The 24,300-nt window shown below is 66.4% G+C and carries 20 protein-coding genes; 11 read left to right on the forward strand and 9 right to left on the reverse strand.

All coding sequences use genetic code 11. The annotated features are described in order from the left end of the window. The first annotated feature begins 166 nt into the window (after positions 1-166). The 8 genes from gluQRS (at position 167) to D619_RS0102190 (ending at position 8,640) form a co-directional block, all read left to right on the forward strand. The gene (gene gluQRS, locus D619_RS0102155) at positions 167-1,033 is read left to right on the forward strand and encodes a tRNA glutamyl-Q(34) synthetase GluQRS (RefSeq protein WP_026090614.1); all 867 of its coding nucleotides are present in this window, start codon (positions 167-169) and stop codon (positions 1,031-1,033) included. A 111-nt stretch (positions 1,034-1,144) separates the two neighbouring features. Continuing rightward, on the forward strand, positions 1,145-1,903 hold the full coding sequence (locus D619_RS18270; RefSeq protein WP_017666915.1) for a PEPxxWA-CTERM sorting domain-containing protein: 759 nt from the start codon (positions 1,145-1,147) through the stop codon (positions 1,901-1,903). Positions 1,904-1,994: 91 nt separating this feature from the next. After that, on the forward strand, positions 1,995-2,195 hold the full coding sequence (locus tag D619_RS0102165) for a twin transmembrane helix small protein (RefSeq protein ID WP_017666916.1): 201 nt from the start codon (positions 1,995-1,997) through the stop codon (positions 2,193-2,195). A gap of 7 nt (positions 2,196-2,202) precedes the next feature. Continuing rightward, positions 2,203-2,748, forward strand: a complete 546-nt coding sequence (locus D619_RS0102170; protein WP_017666917.1) for a cob(I)yrinic acid a,c-diamide adenosyltransferase — start codon at positions 2,203-2,205, stop codon at positions 2,746-2,748. 129 nt (positions 2,749-2,877) lie between these two features. After that, positions 2,878-4,236 (forward strand): PEPxxWA-CTERM sorting domain-containing protein, encoded by a 1,359-nt coding sequence (locus D619_RS15300; RefSeq protein ID WP_193743237.1) that lies wholly within the window; start codon positions 2,878-2,880, stop codon positions 4,234-4,236. Positions 4,237-4,410: 174 nt separating this feature from the next. Beyond that, entirely contained in the window at positions 4,411-5,160 is a 750-nt protein-coding gene (locus tag D619_RS0102180; RefSeq protein WP_017666919.1) for an electron transfer flavoprotein subunit beta/FixA family protein, read from the forward strand. Next, entirely contained in the window at positions 5,157-6,089 is a 933-nt protein-coding gene (locus tag D619_RS0102185; protein ID WP_017666920.1) for an electron transfer flavoprotein subunit alpha/FixB family protein, read from the forward strand. The genes D619_RS0102180 and D619_RS0102185 overlap by 4 nt, the downstream gene beginning before the upstream one ends. Positions 6,090-6,264: 175 nt before the next feature. Beyond that, a complete protein-coding gene (locus D619_RS0102190; RefSeq protein WP_193743238.1) occupies positions 6,265-8,640 on the forward strand; it encodes a penicillin acylase family protein in 2,376 nt (791 codons plus the stop codon). A gap of 3 nt (positions 8,641-8,643) precedes the next feature. Here the strand turns inward: D619_RS0102190 and D619_RS0102195 are convergent, their stop codons facing one another. The 6 genes from D619_RS0102195 to ahcY all read right to left on the reverse strand — a co-directional run bounded on the left by D619_RS0102195 (position 8,644) and on the right by ahcY (position 16,453). Then, positions 8,644-9,399 carry a nucleotidyltransferase family protein gene (locus tag D619_RS0102195; RefSeq protein WP_017666922.1) on the reverse strand — a complete coding sequence of 252 codons (756 nt, stop codon included), beginning with the start codon at positions 9,397-9,399 and terminating at the stop codon, positions 8,644-8,646. After that, entirely contained in the window at positions 9,396-10,370 is a 975-nt protein-coding gene (locus tag D619_RS0102200; protein ID WP_017666923.1) for a phosphotransferase, read from the reverse strand. The genes D619_RS0102195 and D619_RS0102200 overlap by 4 nt, the downstream gene beginning before the upstream one ends. Further along, positions 10,367-10,828 (reverse strand): tRNA (adenosine(37)-N6)-threonylcarbamoyltransferase complex ATPase subunit type 1 TsaE, encoded by a 462-nt coding sequence (gene tsaE, locus D619_RS0102205; protein WP_017666924.1) that lies wholly within the window; start codon positions 10,826-10,828, stop codon positions 10,367-10,369. The genes D619_RS0102200 and tsaE overlap by 4 nt, the downstream gene beginning before the upstream one ends. Continuing rightward, positions 10,809-12,806, reverse strand: coding sequence for a TonB-dependent receptor (locus D619_RS0102210; RefSeq protein ID WP_017666925.1), 1,998 nt, complete (start codon positions 12,804-12,806; stop codon positions 10,809-10,811). The genes tsaE and D619_RS0102210 overlap by 20 nt, the downstream gene beginning before the upstream one ends. A 66-nt stretch (positions 12,807-12,872) precedes the next feature. Beyond that, positions 12,873-14,900, reverse strand: coding sequence for a TonB-dependent receptor (locus tag D619_RS0102215; protein WP_017666926.1), 2,028 nt, complete (start codon positions 14,898-14,900; stop codon positions 12,873-12,875). Between the two features lie 167 nt (positions 14,901-15,067). Then, on the reverse strand, positions 15,068-16,453 hold the full coding sequence (gene ahcY / locus D619_RS0102220) for an adenosylhomocysteinase (protein WP_017666927.1): 1,386 nt from the start codon (positions 16,451-16,453) through the stop codon (positions 15,068-15,070). 203 nt (positions 16,454-16,656) lie between these two features. Here ahcY and D619_RS0102225 point away from each other — a divergent pair, with 203 nt between their 5' ends. Then, entirely contained in the window at positions 16,657-18,732 is a 2,076-nt protein-coding gene (locus tag D619_RS0102225) for a prolyl oligopeptidase family serine peptidase (RefSeq protein ID WP_017666928.1), read from the forward strand. Here D619_RS0102225 and D619_RS0102230 read toward each other — a convergent pair. From D619_RS0102230 to D619_RS0102240, 3 genes are all read right to left on the reverse strand, one after another. Continuing rightward, complete coding sequence (locus D619_RS0102230) at positions 18,722-19,090, reverse strand: YbaN family protein (RefSeq protein ID WP_017666929.1); 369 nt, start codon at positions 19,088-19,090, stop codon at positions 18,722-18,724. The genes D619_RS0102225 and D619_RS0102230 overlap by 11 nt on opposite strands. 80 nt (positions 19,091-19,170) lie before the next feature. Further along, positions 19,171-19,938: a histidinol-phosphatase gene (gene hisN, locus D619_RS0102235; protein WP_017666930.1), complete on the reverse strand. Its 768-nt coding sequence runs from the start codon at positions 19,936-19,938 to the stop codon at positions 19,171-19,173. Further along, positions 19,935-21,074 carry a CoA transferase gene (locus D619_RS0102240; RefSeq protein ID WP_026090619.1) on the reverse strand — a complete coding sequence of 380 codons (1,140 nt, stop codon included), beginning with the start codon at positions 21,072-21,074 and terminating at the stop codon, positions 19,935-19,937. The genes hisN and D619_RS0102240 overlap by 4 nt, the downstream gene beginning before the upstream one ends. Positions 21,075-21,215: 141 nt before the next feature. Between D619_RS0102240 and D619_RS0102245 the strand changes: the two genes are divergently transcribed. Next, the gene (locus D619_RS0102245; RefSeq protein WP_243442592.1) at positions 21,216-23,402 is read left to right on the forward strand and encodes a transferrin receptor-like dimerization domain-containing protein; all 2,187 of its coding nucleotides are present in this window, start codon (positions 21,216-21,218) and stop codon (positions 23,400-23,402) included. After that, complete coding sequence (locus tag D619_RS15305) at positions 23,399-24,292, forward strand: alpha/beta hydrolase (RefSeq protein ID WP_017666933.1); 894 nt, start codon at positions 23,399-23,401, stop codon at positions 24,290-24,292. Before D619_RS0102245 ends, D619_RS15305 begins: the two co-directional genes overlap by 4 nt. Positions 24,293-24,300: the final 8 nt, after the last annotated feature.

A 24,300-nucleotide genomic window follows, 5' to 3' on the forward strand; every position in this document is an offset into this window, starting at 1 on the left:
CCCAGGTCTCGGGGCGGCAACGCCTGACACGGGCCCAGTCGCACAAGAGCTGCAGCCGATGGGCTGCGTCCCCAGGGCCGCCAGCGCGGCCGTTCCGTGATGACCCAGTCTTTACAACGGATTGTATGTCAGGCCAATGACACTACCGGATTTCGTTGTGGATAACGTGGATAAGTTGGCTCTCACCACCCGCTTTGCGCCGTCACCCACTGGCCTGCTGCACCGCGGCCACGCGCTTTCGGCGCTGCTGGCGTGGCGCCTGGCGCGGCGCAGCGGCGGGCGCTTCATCCTGCGCATCGAGGATATCGATGTCACCCGTTGCCGCCCGGAACATGAGGCTTCCATCCTCGAAGATCTGGCCTGGCTGGGCCTGGACTGGGATGGCCCGGTGTGGCGGCAGAGTGAACGTAGCCCGGTGTATCGCGCGGCGCTTGATCGGCTGGTGGCCATCGGTGTCGCCTATCCCTGTTTCTGCAGGCGTGCTGATATTGCCGCCGCCGCCAGCGCGCCGCATGGCCCGGAGGGGCCGGTCTATCCCGGCACCTGCCGCCATCTCGCGCCCGAGGAACGCGCCCGCCGGCTGGCCACGGAAACGCCGGCGTGGCGGCTGGACGTGGCGGCCGCTCTGTCCGTCACCGGGCCCTTGACCTGGCACGATCACTGGGCCGGGCTGCAAGCGGTCCAACCCGGCGGCGATTTCGTCATTGCCCGCCGCGATATCGGCACCGCCTACACACTGGCGGTGGTGGTGGATGACGCGGCACAGGGCGTCACCGACGTGGTGCGCGGAGTCGATCTTTTCGAGGCGACCCACGGCCAGCGCCTGCTGCAGGCCCTGCTCGGCCTGCCCGAACCGCGCTATCACCACCATCCGCTGGTGCTGGGCAGCGATGGCAAGCGCCTCGCCAAACGCGACGCCAAGGCTGTTGGGGGCGAGACGCTGCGGGCCTTGCGCGAAGCCGGCGTCGACCCGGCGAGACTGGGCGAGCAGCTGCTGGCGATGTTCCACTTTGATGAACAAACACTATATTGACGTGCCTTTGACGCTCTCCTAGGCAGGCAGAACGGGTCTCATAAGAACCTGATTGGGGGAGGGTTTCCAATGCGTTCTGCTTTTGCGTGTGCTGCACTGCTCGCAGTCACGATGTCGGCGCCTGTCAGCGCCGCCAAATATCTGATCACCGTTCAGGGTACGGCCTTTGCCTTTGCTGGTGCGCCGGGTAGCACGCCGATCGCGGAAGTGGCCGCACTCGGCGGCGCGGCGGTGTTTGCCGCCTTCGAAGTTGATTCGTCGCTCGCCACCTTCACCCCGGGCAGCCCGGCTGGCGGCTTTGGCACGACCGGTCTGTGGACTGGTTCGGTGCAGCAGGGCGCAATCGGCATCGGTGGCGTGGCGCTGGTGCGCAACGGCAATGATTTTGGCAACATCTTCCTGGTCGATAACGGCGGCGCTGGCCCAAGCAATCCCAATGGTCGGCTGGATCAGGCCACCATCAGCAGCAGCGCCCGCGTTCCCGGCTTCCTGACCACCACTTATGACATTCTTGGCCTGCCAGGCGATATCTTCCTCAACAGCCTGGCCTTTGGCCGGACCCGTGTGGGCGATATCAACAATCTGCCCACCCTCGTCACCGACGTGACGCAGCGCCCGGATTTCCCGTCGTTCCTGCTCAATCCCGGCGGCACCAATCCGTTCATGAGCATGCAGTTCCGTCGCGGCAACCCGACCGCGCAGACCCAGATTGCCGCGCTGCCGGTGCACAGCATTTCCGTGACCAACCTGCAATTCTTCGTGGAAGAAATCACCGGCGTGCCGGAGCCGTCGAGCTGGGCCATGCTGATCATCGGTTTTGGCCTGACCGGAGCCACCCTGCGCCGCCGGCGCGCGCTGGCCGCGGCCTGAACCGCCACACGCGGGCGGCAGCAGGCCCCGAAATGGGCCTTGCTGCCGCACCCCCCTGTTCTGCGCTGCAAAGGGTGATAGACCCTTCGCCATGCAAGCCACGCTCATCATCTTCATGGTCGCTTCGGCGGTTGCCACGCTGGCCGTACTGGCGCGCGGCATCATCATCATGGCGCGCGGCCAGGATGTGACGGGCGAACAGTCCAACCGGATGATGAGCCTGCGCGTCGCCCTGCAGGGGCTGGCGATCTTCTTCATCGTCATCCTGTTCCTGATCAACCGGCCGGGGTGAACCGGTCATGGTTCGGCTGAACCGCATCTATACGCGCACCGGCGATGATGGTTCCACCGGCCTGGTGGATGGCAGCCGCGTTTCCAAGGCCAGCCACCGCCCGGTGGTGATGGGCAGCGTTGATGAAGCCAATGCTGCCATCGGCCTCGCCCGGCTTTCTGCCAGCCCGGCCACCGATGCCCTCTTGTCCCGCATCCAGAATGATCTGTTCGATCTTGGTGCCGATGTGGCCACGCCCGATGGCATTGATGGCGCATTGCGCATCATTCCGGCGCAAGTGGACTGGCTGGAAATGCAGATTGATGCTGTGAACGATCAATTGGCGCCGCTCACAAGTTTTATTCTCCCGGCGGGCACTGCAGCGGCCACCCATTTGCACCTGGCCCGAACCATAACGCGCCGGGCCGAACGCGATGCGGTTGCTGCTGGCAACGAGATTTCGGCATTCGCGCGCCAATATTTGAATCGGCTTTCCGATCTTTTGTTTGTGCTGGCCCGAATCGAAAATGCCAGTGCCGGCGATGTGCTCTGGGTTCCGGGCGCCAGCCGCTGAGACTGACAAAATTTCGAAGATGTCCAGATTTGAAGTCAAATTGACTTCATTTCTTAACCATTGCGGTTTATGGCTGGGGTGAGTGGGCGCCGTGGGGGTGTCCACCGTCTGTCTCCGGGGGATTATTCCATGTCTCGCATGATGAACCGTGGCTTCAAGGCTGCGGCTGTTTTTGGTGCCGTTGCCGCTTTGGCACTGCCGAATGTCGCGCACGCCAGCGCCGCCGTCCAGGATGTCAACACCACGCTGCTGAACAGCATTCGCGCTGGTGCCGCCGGCCCGCCGCCGCGTGCGGCCCGCGCCATCGCCATGGTCACCACTGCCACCTTCGATGCCGTCAATGCCGGCTCGCATATGGGCTACGACGGCTACAGCTATAATGGCCCGGCGGTTTCGGGCGTGTCCAAGGACGCGCTGGCGATCTCGGCTGGCTACACGATGATGGCCAATCTGTTCCCGGCGCTGGCCCCGTCGCTGCTGACCACCATGAACACGCGCCTGAGTGCGCTGCCGGTCAATGCCACCATCCGCGCCAACAGCTTGGCCGTGGGCAGCACCATCGCCAACAATTTCTTCAACGCCCGTGCCAACGATGGGGCGTCGGTCGCCCAGTCGCCCTACACGCCGGGGACGGATCCGGGCGATTTTCAGCCGGTGCAGCCGGGTCAGCCAGTATTGCCGGGTTGGGGCGCTGTCACCACCTTTGCCGCCACCAGCAGCAGCCAGTTCGGTAACGGCGCGCCGCCCGCCCTGGGCAGCGCCGAGTTCATCGCCGACTTTAATGAAGTGAAGGCGCTGGGCTGCTCCACCTGCGGCACCGCCGAACAACAGCTGATTGCCCAGTTCTGGGCCGATGGCGGCGGCACCTTCACCCCGCCTGGCCACTGGATCGACATCACCAATGGCTTGATCGGCGGCCTTTCCACGCTGGAAGCCGCTCGCGTGTCGTCGCTGGTCGGCCTGTCGGTCGCTGATGCCGGCATCACCGCCTGGCAGGACAAATATCAATATGATCTGTTCCGGCCGGTCACTGCCATCAACACCTGCACGCTCGCCGTGTGCGGTGTGGACGGCGAACCGGGCTGGACGCCGTTCCTGTCCACCCCGAACTTCCCCACTTATGTGTCGGGCCACAGCAGCTTCTCCGGCGGCGCGGCCGGCGCACTGACCAGCATTTTCGGCAACAATGTTTCTTTCTGCACCCCGGCCGATCCGGCCTCGGGCGTTGTGGGCAATCGTTGCTTCACGTCCTTGCGCGGTGCTGCCGATGAAGCTGGCATCAGCCGCATCTATGGCGGCATCCACTTCGAGTTCGACAACGGCCGCGCGGTGAACAACGCCTTCAACCTGGGCACGTTCGTTGCCGATACCCAGCTGCAGCGTACCGGCGCCGTGCCGGAACCGGCGAGCTGGGCGATGCTGATCGCTGGCTTCGGTCTGGTCGGCGGCGTGGCGCGTCGCCGCCGCGTGTCGGTGGTGTCGGCCTGATTTCGGCCTGAAACCGCAGTGAAACGGGCATCGGCCCGGCGCTGGCAGCAGCGCCGGGCCGATGTTTTTTGCGAGGCTGCCGCGACAGGTTGACGTTAACGTAAACTTGGGCCTTGACCCTGCCCGCAGCATCGGCCAAGTGCGATGCATAACCAAGCTTGGGAAAGGCTGGCCATGAAGGTGCTTGTCCCCGTCAAACGGGTGGTCGACTATAACGTCAAGGTGCGGGTGAAGTCGGATAACAGCGGCGTCGAACTCGCCAACATCAAGATGAGCATGAACCCCTTCGACGAAATCGCTGTCGAAGAGGCGATCCGCCTGAAGGAAAAGGGCATCGCCACCGAGGTCGTGGTCGTTTCCATCGGCGTGCAGCAGTGCACCGAAACGCTGCGCACGGCACTCGCCATGGGCGCCGATCGCGGCATCCTGGTGCAGACCGACGTGACCACCGAATCGCTGGCCGTCGCCAAGGTGCTGGCCAAGATCGTGGCCGAAGAGGCCCCCGGCCTGGTCATCCTGGGCAAGCAGGCCATTGATGACGACGCCAACCAGACCGGCCAGATGCTCGCCGGGCTGCTGGGCTGGGCGCAGGGCACCTTTGCCTCCAAGGTCGATCCACAGGGCGACACGGTGAACGTCACCCGCGAAATCGACGGCGGCCTTGAAACCGTCGCGCTGAAGCTGCCGGCCATCGTGACCACCGATCTGCGTCTGAACGAACCGCGCTATGCCTCGCTGCCGAACATCATGAAGGCCAAGAGCAAGCCGATCGCCAACAAGACCCCGGCCGATTACGGCGTGGACATGACCCCGCGCCTCACCACCCTGAAGGTGACGGAGCCGGCCAAGCGCCAGGCCGGCATCAAGGTGAAGTCGGTCGATGAACTGGTCGCGAAGCTGAAGGAAATGGGAGCCGTCGCATGAGCACGCTGGTCCTCGCCGAACACGACAATGCCGAACTGAAGGACGCCACCCTGGCCGCCGTCACCGCGGCCGGCCAACTCGGCGGCGATGTGCACGTGCTCGTCGCCGGTGCCGGCTGCGCCGCCGTCGCCGATGCCGCCGCCAAGGTGGCCGGTGTGGCCAAGGTGCTGCTGGCCGACGATGCGTCCCTTGCGGCCGCCCTGCCGGAAAACGTCGCCCCGCTGGTCGCTGGCCTGATGGCCGGTTACGACGCGTTCGTGGCCCCCGCCACCAGCCGCGGCAAGAACATCGCCCCGCGCGTCGCCGCCGCGCTCGACGTGGCGCAGATCAGCGAGATCCTGTCCGTCGAGAGCCCGGACACCTTCACCCGCCCGATCTACGCCGGCAACGCCATCGCCACCGTGAAGTCGTCGGACGCCAAGAAGGTGATCACCGTGCGCGGCACCGCCTTTGCCAAGGCCGCGACCTCGGGCGGCAGCGCCAGCGTTGAAGCCGTCAGCGGCGCCGGTTCGGCCGGCACGTCCAGCTTCGTCGGCGCCGAACTCACCAAGTCCGCCCGCCCCGAACTCACCGCCGCCAAGATCATCGTGTCGGGCGGCCGCGCGCTGGGCTCGTCGGACAAGTTCCACGAATATATCGATCCGCTCGCCGACAAGCTCGGCGCCGCCGTCGGCGCCAGCCGCGCCGCCGTGGACGCCGGCTACGCGCCGAACGACTACCAGGTCGGCCAGACCGGCAAGATCGTCGCCCCCGAACTCTATGTCGCGGTGGGCATCTCCGGCGCCATCCAGCACCTCGCCGGCATGAAGGATTCGAAGATCATCGTCGCCATCAACAAGGATGAAGAAGCCCCGATCTTCCAGGTCGCCGACGTCGGCCTGGTGGGCGACCTGTTCACGCTGGTGCCGGAACTGACCGGCAAGCTGTAAACAGCTCCTGCTGCGAAACAGAAGGGCCGTCGCTCGGCAGAGCGGCGGCCCTACTGGTTGTGCACTGGCGCAAACCGCCCCGGGGGGGCATGATGGCCCTTGAAAAATGGCTGGGGGCAACATGAGGCGCACAGGCTGGCGGGCAGGCAAGGTCGGGCTTCTGGCCCTGGCGCTTGTGTCTGCAGTTGCCCACGCCGAGCCGGTCACCATCCACCGCGATGCCATGGGCGTGCCGCATGTGTTTGCCGAGACGTCGGCGGCGGTGATGTATGGTGCTGGCTATGCGCTGGCGCAGGACCGGTTGGCGGCGATGGAGTTGCAGCGCCGGGCGGCGGCGGGGCGGCGGGCGGAGATACTGGGGCCGTCGGCGGTTGCCGGTGACCGGACGGCGCGTGATCGCCGCCTGCCCGATGCCGAACTGATGCGCATGTACCACGCCATTCCGGCCGAACATCAGGCGATGATGCAGGCCTTCGTGGATGGCATCAACCGCGCTGTGGCCGAGGTGGCGGCTGATCCCGACCACAAGACGCCGCTGGAGTTTCAGCGCTGGGGAATCAAGCCGACGCCGTGGACGCTGATTGACTATCTTGGCTACATCGCCTCGGTGCCGGGTGGGCGCTACAGCCACGAGATCCAGAATCTGGCCTTCCTGAACATGCTGGTGCGTCGCCATGGCCCGGCGGCGGCGCGGCGCATTTTCGATGACGTTGTGCCGCTCTCCGACGCCGGTTCGCCCACGGTAATCCCGGCCGGCGAGGATCGCGCCCCGGCCCGGCCGCTGCCGCAGGGGAACCCGCTGGCCGTGCGCGCCGGCAGCGTGGACATGACCGGGATATTGCCCGCCGTCCGTCGGCCTGGGGCGACACCCCAGGAAGGGGCCAGTCGCTGCCTTGTGGTCGGCCCGTCGCGTTCGGCCAATGGCCGGGTGCTGATGCTGGAAGCGACTGCCGATGGCCCCGAAATCCACCTGCATGGCGGTGGTCTCGATCAGGCCGGTTTCAGCTTCAATGGCTATGGCCCGCCGTTCATGGGACGCGGCGTGCAGCATGGCTGGCTGCTCACCTCGGGCGTGGCGCAGGCCAACAGCGTCTTTGCCGAGCGGCTGAACCCGAAGAACCGCTATCAATATTGGTTCAAGGGCCGCTGGCGCGCCATGGAGCAGCGCAGCGAAACCATCCTGGTGAAGGGCGCGGCGCCGGTGCAGCATTTGGTGGCGCGCACCGTGCACGGCCCGGTGATTGCCTGGGAACCGGGCGCCAATGTCGCCTTCTCCCACGCCATCGGCATGCGCGGCCACGAGATCGACAATTGGGTGGGCATCATCGAGATGGGCCGCGCCCGCAGCCTTGAAGAGTTTGCCAGCAAGGGCGTCAGCCGCATGGGCTGGAACCTGGGCATCTGCTATGGCGGCGAGGATGGCCAGATCGCCTTTTGGGAAGCCGGCCGCCTGCCCATCCTGGCCCCCGGCAGCGATCCGCGCCTGCCGATCCCCGGCACCGGCGATCATGAATGGCAGGGCTTCCTGGCCCCGGCTGAACAGCCGCACATGGTGAACCCGGCCCAGGGCTATTTCCATGCCTGGAACAGCAAGGCGACGGGCTGGAGCCCGGAAGGCACCGAGGCCCGCATCGGCCTGGCCTTCCGCACCTGGGCCGGCACCGGACTGGTCGCCAAGCGGCGGGACCTCACCCTGCTCGACATGCGCGCCTTCAACGAGACCATTTTCCACGCCATGGGCGCGCGTGACCGCACGCAGACCGATCCGGCGCTGTTCGCCCCCTATTTCCGTGCCGCGATGGCCAGCAGCAGTGACCCCGAGGTGCGCGAAGCCGCGGCGCTGATGCTGTCGTACAACGGCCTGCACGAGGATCGCGATGGCGACCTGCGCTATGACAATGCCGGCCTCACCCTGTTCCGGCGCTGGCTGACGGTGGCGCCGCGCCAGCTGTTCGAGCCGGGCATCGGCGACTGGTGGACCCGCATCGATGATGGCCGCTACCTGCGTTATCAGACCAGCCTGTTGCTGCGGGCGCTGCAAGGCGAGCAGGCCGCCACGCCGCTCACGTTCGACTGGTTTGCGGGCCGCGACCGCACAGGGCTGGTGGCCGACACGATCAAGGCCACGGTCGAGCAACTGCGCCCCCAGTTCCCCGGCCGGCCGCTGGCGGACTGGAAGCTCCCGCACTTCTGGAAATATTATGATCCGGCTGCGCGCCAGTCTGACCGGCCGGCCCTGCCCGATGCGCCGGATCCCGCTCGCCTTTCGGCACAATTGAAGCTGGGGCCGGTGATGGCGCCGCACAATGGCGGTGAAGGCTGGGTGGGGCTGATGGAGATCGTGCCCGGCAAGCCTGCGCTCTATTCCGTAGTCGATGCCGGCGGGCAAAGCCAGTTCATCGACCCGCAGGGCCAGGGCAACCCCCACCTGACCGACCAGACCATGATGCACGAGACCAACGAGCTGAAGAAGATCGAGATGGCGCCGGCCACGGTACGGGCCAGCGCCGTGTCCACCCAGACCATCGACTATGTGCCGGCAAGGCCCTGAGCTTCAGACTTCCTGCAGCAGCGCTTCCGTCTCGCCGATGCTGGCCGGGGTGCCGACGTGGAACCACAGGCCGGGGTGGCTGATGCCGAACATGCGGCCGGATTCCAGTGCCTTGTTCCAGGCGCGCCACATGGTGAAGGGTTCCACCGGTTCGCCGTCGAACAGCGCGCGGCTGATGATCTGTACGCCGGAATAGACGAAGGGGGCGACCTTGAGGCCGGCGCGGGGGGTGAGGCGGCCGAGGCCATCCATGTGGAAATCGCCGCGGCCTTCATAGCCGTGGGCGCGGGCGAGGGGGACGAGGAGGAGGAGGGCGTCCATCTGGGTGGCGTCCCAGCGCTGGGCGAGCAGGCGCAGCGTGTCGACCGGGCCGTCGATCCACATATTGTCGGCGTTGATGGTATAGAAGGCCTCGCCCTTCAGCAGCGGCAGCGCCTTGGTGATGCCGCCGCCGGTTTCCAGCAGCAGGCCGCGTTCATCGGAAACATCGATGCGGGCCGGGGCCTTGCGGGCGCGTACGGTGGCTTCGATCTGATCGGCAAAATAGTGGGCGTTGACCACGGCGTGGTCGATGCCGGCAGCGGCGACGCCGTCCAGCGCGCGATCGAGCAGGCTCTTGCCGGCCACCTCGATCAGCGGCTTGGGCCGCGTGGCGGTCAATGGGCGCATGCGCTTGCCCAAGCCAGCGGCCATCACCATGGCGCTGTGCGGCAGCACGCAATCGATATGCGGTTTCAGGGACAGCGGGGCCTTGCTCATGCCGGCACCGTTACGCCGTGGCGGGCGCTGGCCGGCACATGGGCGTCGAACCAGGCCTTTACCGGGGCCAACACCGGATGCTGCAGATCGGCGTTCACCAGTTCCCACAGGCGAGGGTGGAACTTGGGGTAGGCCGGCTTGCCGTCGCGGACATAGAGGCGGGTGAAGACGCCCAAAATCTTGATGTTCCGTTGGGCCGCCAGAATGGCATAGGCGGTGCGGAAGGCCGCTTCATCCAGATCTGGCCGGGCCGCGATGTAGCGCTCCAGCATTGCGGCTTCCAGTTCGGGCGACACGACGCGGCGGATATCCTGCAGCAGGCTGGCGAGATCATAGGCCGGGTGGCCGGCCAGCGCGTCCTGATAGTCGAGCAGACCCAGGCGCTTGAGGCCCGGGCGATCGAGCAGCATCAGATTATCGGCGTGATAATCGCGCAGCACCAGCACGGGTGGGTGGGTGAACAGCGCGGGCCACAGCGGCGCCCAGGCTGCATCGTAACCGGGTGCTTCGGCCAGGCCGACGGCGGGCAGATACCAATCGGGGAACAGCCGGGCTTCGCGCAGATACTCGGCCTCGGTGTAAGGCGGCACGTCAGCCGGCGGGTGCTTGTGCAATTCGGCGAGGATATCGACGGCGGCGGCGTAGATTTCATGCTCGGCGCTGGCATCTTCGGCCAGCACCGGATTCACGCGGCCATCGCCATAATCTTCCAGCAGCACCAGGCCCTGATCGAGATCGGTGGCCAGCGGCTGCGGGGCAGAAAAGCCCAGATTATGCAGATGCTTGCCGATGGCGAGGAAGGGGCGCGAATCCTCCTTGTCGGGCGGCGCATCCATCAGCACGGCCGTGCGGCCCTGCAGTTCCACCCGGAAATAGCGGCGGAAACTGGCGTCCCCGGCCAGCGGCCGTACGGCGGCGCCGCCCCAGCCATGGGCGTTGAGGAAGGCGCCCGTGCCGGGCGGCGGAATCATCTGGGAGAGGGAGGTGGCCACCGGTCTTCCCAAGCCGGGGGCGTGTCCCAAGTCAAGCGGCGTGGTGCGTCGCCGCTGCCGGAAAATGCCAGACGGAGGGCATCGGGTGGCAATCGGTGTCCCAATCGTTCCGGCCACTCGATCAGCAGGGCCGCATCGGTTTCGAACAGGCCCAGAGCGTCGGCCTCTGCTGGATCGTCCAGCCGGTAGAGATCGACATGCCAGACCGGCACCGGCAGATCATCATAGGGCTGCACCAGCGTGAAGGTGGGCGATGGCACCTCGCCGGCCCAGCCCAGCGCCTGCAGCAGCCCGCGGGCGAAGGTGGATTTGCCGGCGCCCAGATCGCCCGAAAGCGCCACCACGTCGCCGGGGCGCAGCACGGCCGCGAGCTGCGCGGCAACCGCCTGCGTGTCGGCCTCGCTGGCCAGGGTCAGCTCAGAAATCGATGGTGACATAGGCCTGGGCCAGCCGACCGGGAATGGGGCCATAGGCGCCGGCGCCGCGCAGATCATAGCCTTCCACGTCGAACAGGTTCGTCACCTGCACGCGCAGCAGGGCGTTGTTGCCGGCCAGCTTGAAGCGATAGCGGCCGCCAAGATCGACGATGGTGCGGGCCGGGATGGCGACGCTGTTGCTCACCGTGGCGGTTTCCGAACTGCGATAGGCGATGCGGGTATCGAAGGAGAAGCCGGGCGCGAAGGGTGGCCGCCAATCGGCGCTGAATTCGACACGCTGGCTGATGGCGCCCACCGGCCGTTCGCCGATGAGTCCCGGTGCGGCGCCGGGGGCGGTCACCTTGGGCCACAGCCAGACGCCGCCGGCGACGACGCTGAGCGTGGGCGTCAGCGGCCCGGCGACACTGGCTTCGATACCGCGATTGGACACATCGCCCAGCACATCGAAGCGGCCATTGGCATCAAGGTTGAAATAGGGCTTGGTGATGTCGAACACGCCGGCCACCAGCTTGATCTGATCGGTGAGCGCCAGCCGCAGCCCGGCATCGATCTGGCGGGTGCGGATGGCGGGCAGCGCCTCGTTGCGGTTGGCAGCATTGCCGGGGGCAACGCCGCTTTCCTCCAGGCCATTGACCGTGCCGGCATAGACGACCAGCGCCGGGGTGATGTTGGCGGCAACGGTGATGTTGTAGAGCAGCAACCGATCATCGGTGGCCTGCACGCCGCCACCCGGCAGATCGATGCGCTTTTTATAGTCGGTCCATTGCAGGCCGGCGGCGAGTTCGCCCACGCCCAGCCAGCGGCCTTCATAGCCGATGCCGCCGGTGATCTGTTTCACATCATCAAACTGCTGTGCGGTGAAGCGAAAGGCGGGTTCCGGCACGCGGCTGGGTGTATCGATCTGCACCGGGCCCAGTTCCAGCGTGTCGCTGCCGCCAAAACGGCGATCGCCGCTGCGGCCGCGCACCGCGAGATGAATCTGGTGCCGGCGCGGGCCTTCGTCGATCTGGCGGGTCAGGCGCACTTCACCGCTGACGGCGGCAAAATTCAGGCGCGGATCGGCGATCACCCGCTGCGTGCCGGTGCGATCGGGCTGGAGATTGCGCACCAGGTTGGTCATCTGGCGATCGCGCACGCGCGAAGAGCGGAAGAGGCCGGCGCGCAGCTGCCATTGCGGGGCGATCTGCCAATCCGCAGCCAGGCCGGTGTTGATGTCGAGCCCCTGGCCGGCCACCCAATCCGGCCCGAAACGCTGGCGGCGCGGCAACAGTGGTGGCAGGAACTCGGACGCGGTCTGAAAGGTGAGGCGGTGATCATCCAGCGTCTGGCGCAGCACGTTGACAAAGGGGATCAGGGTGAGGCCGGGCGCCGGGGTCGAGCGTGCGATCAGCGTGCCACCAAGGCTGTCTTCCCTTGTCTGATCAAGGCCGTTTTCCAGCCGCAGCGATGCGCCCAGCCCAAGGCTCAAGCTTTCGCTGGCCGGCAATGCCGCATCCACTTCGGCATTCAGCGTGCCCCAGGCATCGGCGGCCAGCAGCAGGCTGGCCGCGGCGTCGTCTCCCGGCCGGCGGAAACCGAAATCGACGAGGCCGGTGGGTGCGGGGAACGGGCTGCCCAGCGCCGACAGGCCCACCCTTATGGTGGTGGTGCGGCTGATGCGCGTGGATGGTGGCACCACCGGATCGAAGTAGAGGCCATCGATGCGCACATTGCCGGCGGCGATCGGTGAGAAGCCGCGCACGTTCATCTGGTTGTAGATGCCGATCACCTCGCGGCCCACCGTGCTGCCAAAGGCATCGCCGGATTGGCGCACGGCGTTTTCGTCGGAGCGGCTGCCGGTGGCGGCCACGGGTGCGGCCGGCGGCGACAGATCGGGCTCGTCGGCGGGCGGCGTGGCGCGGAGCGGCGGCACGCTGTCGTTGGGCGCTGGTTGCGCCAGCAGCAGCGCAGCGGCCAGAGAGGACAGCAGGGCAGACATATATTCTGCGTTTGCCGCTTTGCCCACCAATCGCAAGGGCTGGCAGCCAGAAAAGCGCCGTGCCCTCTAGAAATCGACGGTGAGATAGGCCTGGGTCACCCGGCCGGGCAGCACCGTATAGGCATTGGCGCCGCGCAGTTCATAGCCCTGTTGGCTGAACAGGTTGGTGGCCTGCACACGCAACACCGCCTCGTTGCCGGCCAGCTTGAAACGGTAGCGGCCGCCCAGATCGATCAACGTGCGGGTGGGCACGCGAACCAGGTTGTTGACCGTGGCGACTTCCGGCGAACGATAGGAAAGGCGCATGTCCAGCGACAGGCCGGGCGCGAAATCCGGGCGCCAATCGGCAGAAAGTTCGACGCGTTCCGAAATCGCCCCCACCGGCAGCCGGCCGACCAGGCCGCGCGTGACGGCATCACCGGTCACGCGCGGGCGCAGCAGGCTGGCACCCGCCACCAGTGACAGTTCAGGGGTGATCGGCCCGGCGATGCTGGCTTCCACGCCGCGGTTGATCACATCGCCCAGCACATCGAAGCGGCCATTGGCATCGAGATTGAAATAGGGCTTCGACACCTCGAACAGGCCGGCCACCAGCCGCATGCCGCCGCCCAGATTGACACGCACACCGGCATCGATCTGGCTGGTCTGGATCGCCGGCAGCGCTTCGTTGCGGTTGGAGGCGAAATTGGGCGCGACGCCGGATTCCTCCAGCCCGGTGACGGCGCCGCCATAAAGGCTGATATCGTCACTGATCTGCACGGCGGTGGTGACATTGTAGAGCCACGGACTGGCATCGATGCCATTGATGGCGCCGGGGAAGCCGATGCGCTTGCTGTAATCGCTCTTCTGCACGCCCACCGACAATTCGCCGACGCCGGCCCAGCGGCCTTCATAGGCGATGCCGCCGGTCCACTGCCGCACATTGTCTTCCTGTTGCGGGCCGAAATTGAGCACCGGCGGCGGCACGTCGGGCGCCCGCGTCAGGATGTTGACGGTCCCCAGATCGACCACGCCGGAGCCATCGAAGCGGCGATAGGTCTGGCGACCGCGCAGCGTGACATGCACCTGGTGCAGGCGTGGGCCCTCGGCGATGCGACTGGTCAGCCGCACTTCACCGCTGGTGGCGCCGTTGTAGAGCGTGGGATCGCCGGTGATGCGTTGATTGCCGGTGCCATCGGGGGAGCTGATGCGCACCACATTGGCAAATTGCCCATCGATCACCCGCTGCGACCGGAACAGGCCGGCGCGCAGCAGCCAGCCGTCGCTGATCGTCCAGTCGGTGATCACACCGGCGTTGAGTTCGACGTCGCCGCCGCGCGACCACCATGGCCCGAAGAACTGGCGGCGCGGCAGGCGCGGCGGCAGGAAATTGCCCTGTGGCACCGAAAGCGGGCCATGATCGTCGATCAGCGTGTGGCGCACGTTGATGAACGGCAGCAGGCTGAATCGGGCCGAGGGCTTCCATTCGGCGATGAAGGCGCCTTCATAGCTGTGATCGCGGGTCTTGTTCTGGCCGTTTTCCAGCACCATGCCAGCGCCAAAGCCAACGCTGAGCGTGGAGCCGAGCGGCAGCGTGGCATCGAATTCCGCGGTGGGCGTGTGCCACGTGTTGTAGCCGATCAGCACGCTGGCGGCGGCTTCCTGCCCCGGGCGGCGCAGGCCCAGATCGACGATGCCGGTGGGGGCGGGAAACGGGCTGCCCAGCGCAGACGGGCCGACGCGGATGGTGGTGGCGCGCACCAGCCGGCTGGACGGCGTGACAATGGGATCGAAATAGAGCCCGTCGATGCGGACGTTGCCGGCCGCGACCGGCGAGAAGCCACGCACGCGCTCGCGGCTGTAGAGGCCGGAGACTTCGCGGCCGATCGAGGTGCCAAAGGCGTCGCCGGCCTGGCGCACGGCATTTTCCGCCGATCGGCTGCCGGTGGCGGCGACGATGGGCGCGGCGGTATCGGGTTCGTCGCCTGCAGGCAGTTCGGCAGGCGGCGGCGTGCTATCGTTGGGCGGCGCAGGTTGCGCGGCCAGGGCTGGCACTGCCAACAGCCACGTGCTGGCCATGGCCACCATCCGGCCCGCGATGCTTGCAACTGTCATATTCCGCTCTTGGCCAGCGACTTGGCCTGAGTCCAGCGCCAAAATGCGCAGGATGATGTGCCGCTTGCACCGCGCCGCATCCGCCGTTGCCCGAAACGACAGGGGCGGTGACGGGGACATTCCCCCATCACCGCCCCCACCATGGCGTGCCGACGTGGCGGCCAGCATCAATAGCGATAATGATCGGGCTTGAACGGGCCGGTTTCGCCGACGCCGATATAGCTGGCCTGCTTTGGCGACAGGGCGGTGAGCTTCACGCCCAGCTTTTCGAGGTGCAGGCGGGCGACCTTTTCATCCAGGTGCTTGGGCAGCACATAGACGCGGTTTTCGTAATTCTCACTCTTGGTCCACAGTTCGATCTGGGCCAGCACCTGGTTGGTGAAGCTGGCCGACATCACAAAGCTGGGGTGGCCGGTGGCGCAGCCCAGGTTCACCAGGCGGCCCTTGGCCAGCACGATGATCTGGTTGCCATCGGGGAACTCGACAATGTCGGTGCCCGGCTTCACTTCGGTCCACTTGTAGTTGGACAGGGCGGCGATCTGGATCTCGCTGTCGAAATGGCCGATGTTGCAGACGATGCTGTTGGGGCGCATCGCCTTCATGTGCTCGGCGGTGATCACGTCCATGTTGCCGGTGGCGGTCACGAAAATGTCCGCACGCTTCACGGCGTCTTCCATGGTGACGACTTCAAAGCCCTCCATGGCGGCCTGCAGGGCGCAGATCGGATCGATTTCGGTCACCATCACGCGGGCGCCGCCGTTGCGCAGCGAATGCGCCGAGCCCTTGCCGACATCGCCGAAGCCGGCGACGACGGCGACCTTGCCGGCCAGCATCACGTCGGTGGCGCGGCGGATGGCGTCGACCAGCGATTCCTTGCAGCCGTAGAGATTGTCGAACTTCGACTTGGTGACGCTGTCATTGACGTTGATCGCCGGGAACGGCAGCCGGCCCTGCTTGGCCAGTTCATAAAGACGGTGCACACCCGTGGTGGTTTCTTCCGAAACGCCCTTCAGATTCTTCACCGTCTCGGTCAGGTAACCGGGGCGGGCCTTGACGAAGGCCTTCAGTGCACGCTGGAATTCGACTTCTTCCTCGTTCTCCGGCTCGCCCATGGTTTCGCCGGCTTCGAGGCGGGCGCCCCACAGCGCGAACATGGTGGCATCGCCGCCATCATCGAGGATGATGTTCGACGTCACATCGCCCCAATCGAAGATGCGGCCGACATAATCCCAGTAATCGGCCAGGCTCTCGCCCTTGATGGCATAGGTCGGGATGCCGGCAGCGGCCATGGCGGCGGCAGCATGATCCTGGGTGGAAAAGATGTTGCAGGTGGCCCAGCGCAGCTCCGCACCCAGCGCCACCAGCGTTTCCATCAGCACCGCGGTCTGGATCGTCATGTGCAGCGAGCCGGTGATGCGCGCGCCCTTCAGCGGCTGGGCCGCGCCGAATTCGGCGCGCAGAGCCATCAGGCCGGGCATTTCGGTTTCGGCGATGGCGATTTCGCGGCGGCCGAATTCGGCGAGGCTGATGTCCTTGATGGCATGATCGGCCATGGTGCGATTCCTGTCGATGAGAGCTGAAGTTCGCGCTCCCCTATCGGCGATGGCCTTCGCATGCAAGTATAAAGATAGCTTTATATGATGTCGCAGGCGGCCGGATTGTCGCAAAGGCTGGAAATGCCCGGCGCAAGCGGCCATGGTGAACGCCATTGCCCAGATGGGAGAAACCGGCCGTGCGCTTGCCTCTTGCGATTGTGATGATGATGTCCACTGCTGCCCCCGTTGTTGCCGCCCCGATCGCCTATCCCGCAACCCAAAGGGGTTTCGAGGTGGAAGCGCGCCACGGCATTTCCGTGCCCGACCCCTACCGCTGGCTGGAAGCCGATGTGCGCACCGATGCCAATGTCGCCAAGTGGGTGGAAGCGCAGAACAAGGTGACGATGGCCTATCTCGCCGGCCTGCCCAAGCGGGAGGCCATCCGTGATCGGCTGACGGCACTGTATGACTATGAGCGCTTCGGGATTCCGAAGGTGAGCGGCGGCCTGCAATTCTTTGCCCGCAACTCCGGCCTGCAGAACCAGTCGGTGCTGTATGTGCAGGCAGAAGGCGCCGAACCCAAGGTGCTGATCGATCCCAATCCCTGGGCCAGGGATGGCGCCACCGCCCTGGCGGAATGGACGCCTTCGAAGGACGGCAAGCATCTCGCCTATGCCGTGCAGGATGGCGGCACCGATTGGCGCACCATCAAGGTGCGTGATGTTGCCACCGGCGCCGATCTGGCCGACAGCCTGGAAGGCGCCAAGTACACGGGCGAGGTGGCCTGGCTGCCCGATGGCAGCGGCTTCTATTATTCGCGCTTTCCGGCACCGCCGGCGGGGCAGAAATACCAGTCCGAAACGCAGAACGAGGCGATCTGGCTGCACAAGGTCGGCACGCCGCAGAGCGCCGACCGCAAGTTCTTTGCCACGCCCGACAAGCCCAGGCTGGGCCACCACGCCACGCTGAGCGAGGATGGCCGCTGGATGGTGGTGTCGAGCTTTGAAGGCTCGGGCGGCAACGGCATCTTCATCGCCGATCTGTCCAAGGGCGAGACGCCGCGCCCGCTGGTGACCGCGCTGGACAAGGAATGGCTGTTTGCCGGTGCCAGCGGTGGCACCTTGTGGTTTGTCACCAACTGGCAGGCGCCGCGCTATCAGCTGGTGGCGGTGGATGGCGCGACCGGCAAGATCAGCACGCTGGTGGCGGAAGGCAAGGCGACGATGACCGGCGGCGCGCTGGTCGGCAAGCGGCTGGTGGTGCAGACGCTGGAAGACGCCAGGTCGGTGGTGCAGCTCTATGAAACCGATGGCAAGCCGGCCGGCACGGTGCCGCTGCCCGGCATCGGCACGGCGACGGGCTTTGACGCGTCCGACGATGGCACGACCTACTTCGGCTTCTCCAGCTTCGCGACGCCGGGATCGATCTGGCGCTATGATGCGAACAGCAACAGTGCCACGGTGGTGCGCGAGGCCAAGGTGGCGTTCAACCCGGCCGATTACACGGTGAGCCAGGTCTTCTACCCGTCGAAGGACGGCACGAAGGTTCCGATGTTCGTCGCGCACCGCAAGGATCTGGACATGTCGAAGCCGCATCCGGCGCTGCTTTATGGCTATGGCGGCTTCAACGTCAGCAGCACGCCAGGGTTCAGCGTGTCGCGGCTGGTGTGGATGGAAATGGGCGGCGTGTTCGCGCTGGCCAATATCCGCGGCGGCGGCGAATATGGCGCGGCCTGGCATGATGGCGGCCGGCTGCTCAACAAGCAGAATGTGTTCGACGATTTCATCGCGGCCGGCGAAGCGCTGATCGCGCGCGGCCTTACAGCCAAGGGCAAGCTCGCCATCCAGGGTGGCTCCAACGGCGGTTTGCTGGTTGGCGCCGTCACCAATCAGCGGCCCGATCTGTTTGCCGCCGCATTGCCGGCCGTGGGCGTGATGGACATGTTGCGCTATGCCAACTGGACTGCGGGCCGCTACTGGATGGATGATTATGGCGACATGACCAAGCCGGAGATGTTCCGTTACAATCTCGGTTACAGCCCCTATCACAACGTGAAGGGCGGAAAGGATTACCCGGCCATCCTGGTGACGACGGCCGATACGGATGATCGCGTCGTGCCGGGCCACAGCTTCAAATATGCCGCCGCCCTGCAGGCCGCCCCGATCGGCGACAAGCCGCACCTGATCCGCATCGAGACGCGCGCCGGCCATGGCAGCGGCAAGCCGACCGACAAGATCATCGCGGAAGCGGCCGATCTGTGGGCGTTCGCCGGTTACTGGACGGGTCTTACGAAATAGTTGGCCCGTTCGGGCGGGTGATGATGAACAGGCAGGTGATCGGCAGGATCACCGCCTGGATGATGATCACCCGCTGCGGCGCGCCAACTGCCACGGAAATCCCCACCACCGCCGCCATCGACAGCACCGCCAGCAGCTTGGCGCGCGGCGAGATGGCGCGATGCTGTTCCCAGTTGCGGATCAGGGGCCCGAACAGCCTGTGGCCCAGCAGCCAATCGTGGAGGCGTGGGGACGAGCGGGCAAAGCAATAGGCGCTGAGCAGCACGAACGGCGTTGTGGGCAGTAACGGCAGCACGACGCCGGCAATGCCGAGCGCCAGGCTGGTCAGCCCGATGATGAGCCACAGGGTGCGGAACATGGGCGCACGTTAGCAGGGCCCGGCCCTGTTGCCAGTGCAATCCCGCCCCGCCCAGGCCGGCCGCATCGTCGCAGCCGGGATCAGCCGGCCAGTGTTTGCGCGATGGCGACGGCAAGGGCCGGATCACCGGCGGCGATCACCGCGCCGCGGCTGGCTGTGCTGAGCGGCTGGCCTTGCCAATCGGTCATCACGCCGCCTGCGCCGGTGACGATGGGCACCAGCGCAGCCCAATCATGCAGTTTCAGCCCGGCTTCGACCACGGCATCGAGATGGCCGGCGGCGACCAGGCCATAATTGTGGCAATCACCGCCATAGAGCGTGTCGTGCGCCGCCACGCGAACGCGATCGAAACAGGCGAAATCCGCCGCATCAAAGGCGTGCGGGCTGGTGGTGCCGATGCGGGCGTGGGCGAGGTCGGCACAGTGGCGAACGTGCACGCGCTGGCCGTTCAGCATCGTCGGCTGGTCTGGCCCGGCGATCCAGCGGTCGCCGATGATGCATTGATCGATGATGCCCAGCACCGGCTTGCCGGCTTCCATCAGGCCGATCAGCGTGCCGAACAGTGGCCGCCCGGCCACGAACGCCCGCGTGCCGTCGATGGGATCGAGCACCCACACACGTTCCGCATCGGGGCGGTCGTCGCCATATTCCTCCCCGATCACGCCATCATCGGGGCGATATTGTTCGAGCAGGCGGCGGATGGCGGCTTCGGCCTCGCGATCGGCGATGGTGACGGGGGAGAAATCCTCCTTGGTCTCGACCAGGAACGGCCGGCGAAACCACGGCCTTATGGCTTGGCCGGCGGCTTCGGCGAGCAGTTCGGCGAGGGCGAGATCAGACAGGCTCAAAGCCCCAACTCCTTCAGGATGGCGGCGCGATCGGCATCAAGCGCGGGGGCCGGTGCGCGCGTGTCGGAATCGGCGTGGGCCGACAATTTGATCGGATTGCCGGCGGCAATCAGCGGCGTACCGTCGGGCAGGGCGGTGTGCACCACCATGTTGCGTGCCTTCACCTGCGGGTTGGCCAGCGCCTGGCCGATATTGTTCAGGGGCCCGCACGGCACGCCGGCGGCCTCCAGCCGTGGCAGCCAATGGGCGACGGGCTGGGTCAGCAGCACGCCTTCCAGCACGGCCGACAGTGTCTCGGCATGGGCGGTGCGGGCGTCGTTGCTGGCAAAGCGCGGATCGTTGGCCGGCAGGCCAAGCGCCTTGCACAGGGCGACGAACAATTGATCATTGCCCGCCGCAATCACGATCGGCGCATCGGCGCATTGATAGGCGGCAAACGGCGTGATGCTGGGGTGGCGCGCGCCCAGCGGCCCCGGCGATTCCCCGGTGGCGGCATAGCGGGCGATGGCGTTTTCCAGGATGGCGATCTGGCCATCGAGCATGGCGACATCGACGAACTGGCCCTTTCCGGTGCGGTCGCGGTCGTGCAGGGCGGTGAGGATGCCGATCACGGTGAACAGGCCCGCTGTGATGTCGCCCACACTGGTGCCAACACGGGTCGGCGGGCCGCCGGGGTGGCCGGTCACGCTCATGATGCCGCCCATCGCCTGCACCACCATGTCGTAAGCGGCCTTCTGGCTGTCGGGCCCGGTCTGGCCGAAACCACTGGTGGCGGCGTGGATCAGGCGCGGGTAGCGCGCGGCCAGCCCTTCCCAGCCATAGCCCAGCCTGGCCATCACGCCGGGGCGATAATTGTCCACCAGCACGTCGGCGCGCTCCAGCAGCGCTTCGAACAGCAGCCGGTCTTCGGCGGATTTCAGATCGAGCGCGATGGATTGCTTGCCGCGGTTGATGCTGGCGAAATAGGCGCTGTGGCCACGGATGAACGGGCCATAGGCGCGGGCATCGTCGCCGCCCTTCGGGTTTTCCACCTTGATCACCCGCGCGCCCAGATCGGCCAGCACCATGGTGGCATAGGGGCCTGCCAGCACGCGCGAAAGGTCTATGATGGTGATGTCTGAAAGGGGTCCGGGCATGAGGCTGGGTGTAGCGTTGTTTTTCCCCCTCGTCACCGCCCCGCCGGCTGGATAGACCTGTCTGCAACAATTTGGGGGACGAAGATGCGAACATTGATTCTGGCTGGTCTGCTGCTTGGCACCGCGGTTTCCGCTCAGCAAATGAGCGCTACAAGCAACGCCCAGCCGATGGGGGAGGCGGAAAAGGCCGCCATGCTCGATGCCCAGGTGAGCGCTGACGAACAGATGGGCTGGCTGAAGACCATGACCGCCGGGCCCAATCATCTGGGCAGCCCGCACAACCAGGCCAATGCGGCGCGCATCGAGAAATTGTTCCGCGAATGGGGCTGGCAGGTAAAGCGCGCCGATTACCAGGTGCTCTATCCCACGCCGATTTCGACCGTGCTGGAACTGGTTGGCCCGGTGACGAAGACGCTGGGCGGGCAGGAGCCGGGCATCCCGGAAGACGCGACGTCGAACAATCTCGCCGGGGCGCTGCCGCCCTATGTGGCCTATCAGGGTGATGGCGATGTGACCGCGCCGGTCGTCTATGTGAACTATGGCCTGCCCGGCGACTATGAAGCGCTGGCCCGGCGCGGCATTTCGGTGAAGGGCAAGATCGTCATTGCCCGCTATGGCGGCGGCTGGCGCGGGCTGAAACCCAAGCTGGCGCAGGAGCAGGGTGCCATCGGCTGCCTGATCTACTCCGATCCGCAGCAGGATGGTTATGGCAGCGCCGACAGCTATCCCAATGGCGGCGGCCGTCCGCCCGCAGGTGTGCAGCGCGGCAGCGTGCTCGACATGATCACCTATCCCGGCGATCCGCTCACCCCCGGCGTGGGCGCCACCAGGGATGCCAGGCGGCTGACGCGCGAGACGGCGCCGACGGTGCTGAAGATCCCGACCCTGCCGATCTCCTATGCCGATGCGACCGAGATCCTGTCGCGGCTGAAGGGCGCGCCAGTGCCGAACGAATGGCGCGGCGGCCTGCCGTTCCACTATCGCTTTGGCGGCAGCGACGATGTGAAGGTGCATCTGGCCGTCAAGTCGGACTGGACGCCCAAGATGATCAGCAATGTCATCGCCACCTTGCCCGGCTCTGCCATGAAGGATGAATGGGTGGTGCGCGGCAATCACTATGATGGCTGGGTGTTCGGTGCCGCCGATCCGCTGTCGGGCGAAATCGCCATGCTCAGCGAAGCCAAGGGGCTGGGGGCATTGTGGAAGGCCGGTTGGCGGCCCAAGCGCAGCATCGTCTATGCCAGCTGGGACGGCGAGGAGCCGGGCCTGCTCGGCTCCACCGAGTGGGTGGAGGAAAATCTGGCCGAGTTGAAGCAGAAGGCGGTCATCTACATCAACACCGATGGCAATGGCCGCGGTTTCCTGGGCGTGGATGGCAGCCAGCAGTTCCAGTCGCTGGCCGGCCGCGTCGCCGCCGAAGTGAAGGACCCGCAGACCGGCGCATCGGTGGCGGATCGCTGGCGCGCCGGCGTGCGGGCCAAGGCGTTTGACGGACTGCGCGGCGATCAGCAGGCACTGGCCGCGGCCGAACTGGGCGGCGACCAGCCGCTGGGGCCCCTGGGTTCGGGCAGCGACTATACCGCCTTCATCCACCATGCCGGGGTGCCCAGCCTGAACCTGGGCTTTGGCGGCGAAGGCGAGAGCGCCGGTTCCTACCATTCGATCTACGACAGCTATGATCATTTCGTGCGCTGGGATGATCCGGGCCTGGCCTATGGCGCGGCGCTGGCCAAGGTGGCGGGGCGCATGGTGCTGCGCCTCGCCGATGCCGATGTGCTGCCGCTGCGCTTTGGCCCGCTGGCCGGCGCGGCGCGGTCCTATCTGAGCGAGATCCGCACGCTGATCGACACGCGCCGCCGCGAGGATGACAAGCGCGCCGGCTTGTCTGCCGAGATCTATCGCCTCGGTTCGGACCCGCGCGATCCGCTGGGTCCGCCGCTGGCCAAGCCGCCGACGCCGCAGATCGAACTGGCCGCGCTGGACAATGCCATCACCCGGCTGGAAGCGGCGGCAAGGGCGTTTGACGGGGCCATTTCGGCCAACGGCGCTGCACTGACCGACTCGCAGAAGGCCGCGCTCAACGCCCGGCTGAAGGGCATCGACCAGGCACTGCTCAGCCCTTCGGGTTTGCCGTTCCGGCCGTGGTTCAGGAATATCCTCTACGCGCCGGGCCGCTTCACCGGCTATGGCGCCAAGACCCTGCCGGGCCTGCGCGAAGCCGTGGAGGAACGCCGCTTTGACGACGCCAACCGTGAAGCCGGGATCGCTGCCAGGGCGCTGAACGATTATGCGGATCGCCTGAATGCGGCGACGGCGGTGATCAGGTGAAGCCGGCGCTGCTGGCCCTGGCCCTGCTGGCGACCACGCCGGCGCTGGCACAGCGGATGCGGCCGGCGGATGTCGATAAATTGCCGTCCTCGCCGCCTACGTTGACCGAGGCCTATGGCAAGGAACCGGCCCAGGTCGGCGATTTGCGCCTGCCGGCGGGTCCCGGCCCGCACCCGGTGGTGATCGTCATCCACGGCGGTTGCTGGTGGAAGGGCTTTGCCACCCGCCAGAACACCGCCGCGCTGGCCAGCCGGTTGACGGAAAAGGGCTTTGCCACCTGGAACATCGAATATCGCCAGGCCGGCGAGACGGGACCAGATGGCAAGTACAGCGGCGATCCCGGCGCTGGCTGGCCCGGCACCTTCCACGACTGGGCCGCCGCGACGGACCATCTGCGTGAGCTCGCCAAGCGCCATCCGGTCGATTTGAACCGCGTGGCGGTGACCGGCCATAGCGCCGGCGCGCATGCGGCCCTGTGGGTGGCGAGCCGGCACAAATTGCCGAAGGACAGCGAGATTGCCTCGCCCGATCCGCTGAAGATCGGCGCGGTGGTGGCCATTGATGGGCCAGGCGATCCGGGTGCCGAGATCGAGACATTCGAAAAGGGCTGCGGCGTGCCCGCTGGCACGGCGATGTTTGGTGGCCGTCCCGCCGCTCAGCCCAGGCGCTGGGCCGAAGGCAGCCCGCAGAAGCAACTGCCGCTGGGCGTGAAATCCGGCCTCGTCTCCGCCAGCCTGTTCCTGTCCCCCACGGCCACTGCCAAGTGGGTGACCGAGGCGCGCAAGGGCAAGGATACGGCCAGCGCGCTCGTCCTTGGCGGCACTGGCCATTTCGAGGTCATCGCGCCCGGCAGCCCGGTGTGGAGCCAGGTGGAGCCTTTCCTGATCTAACAATTGAC

Source organism: Sandarakinorhabdus sp. AAP62, assembly GCF_000331225.1.
Taxonomy (GTDB): Bacteria; Pseudomonadota; Alphaproteobacteria; order Sphingomonadales; family Sphingomonadaceae; genus Sandarakinorhabdus.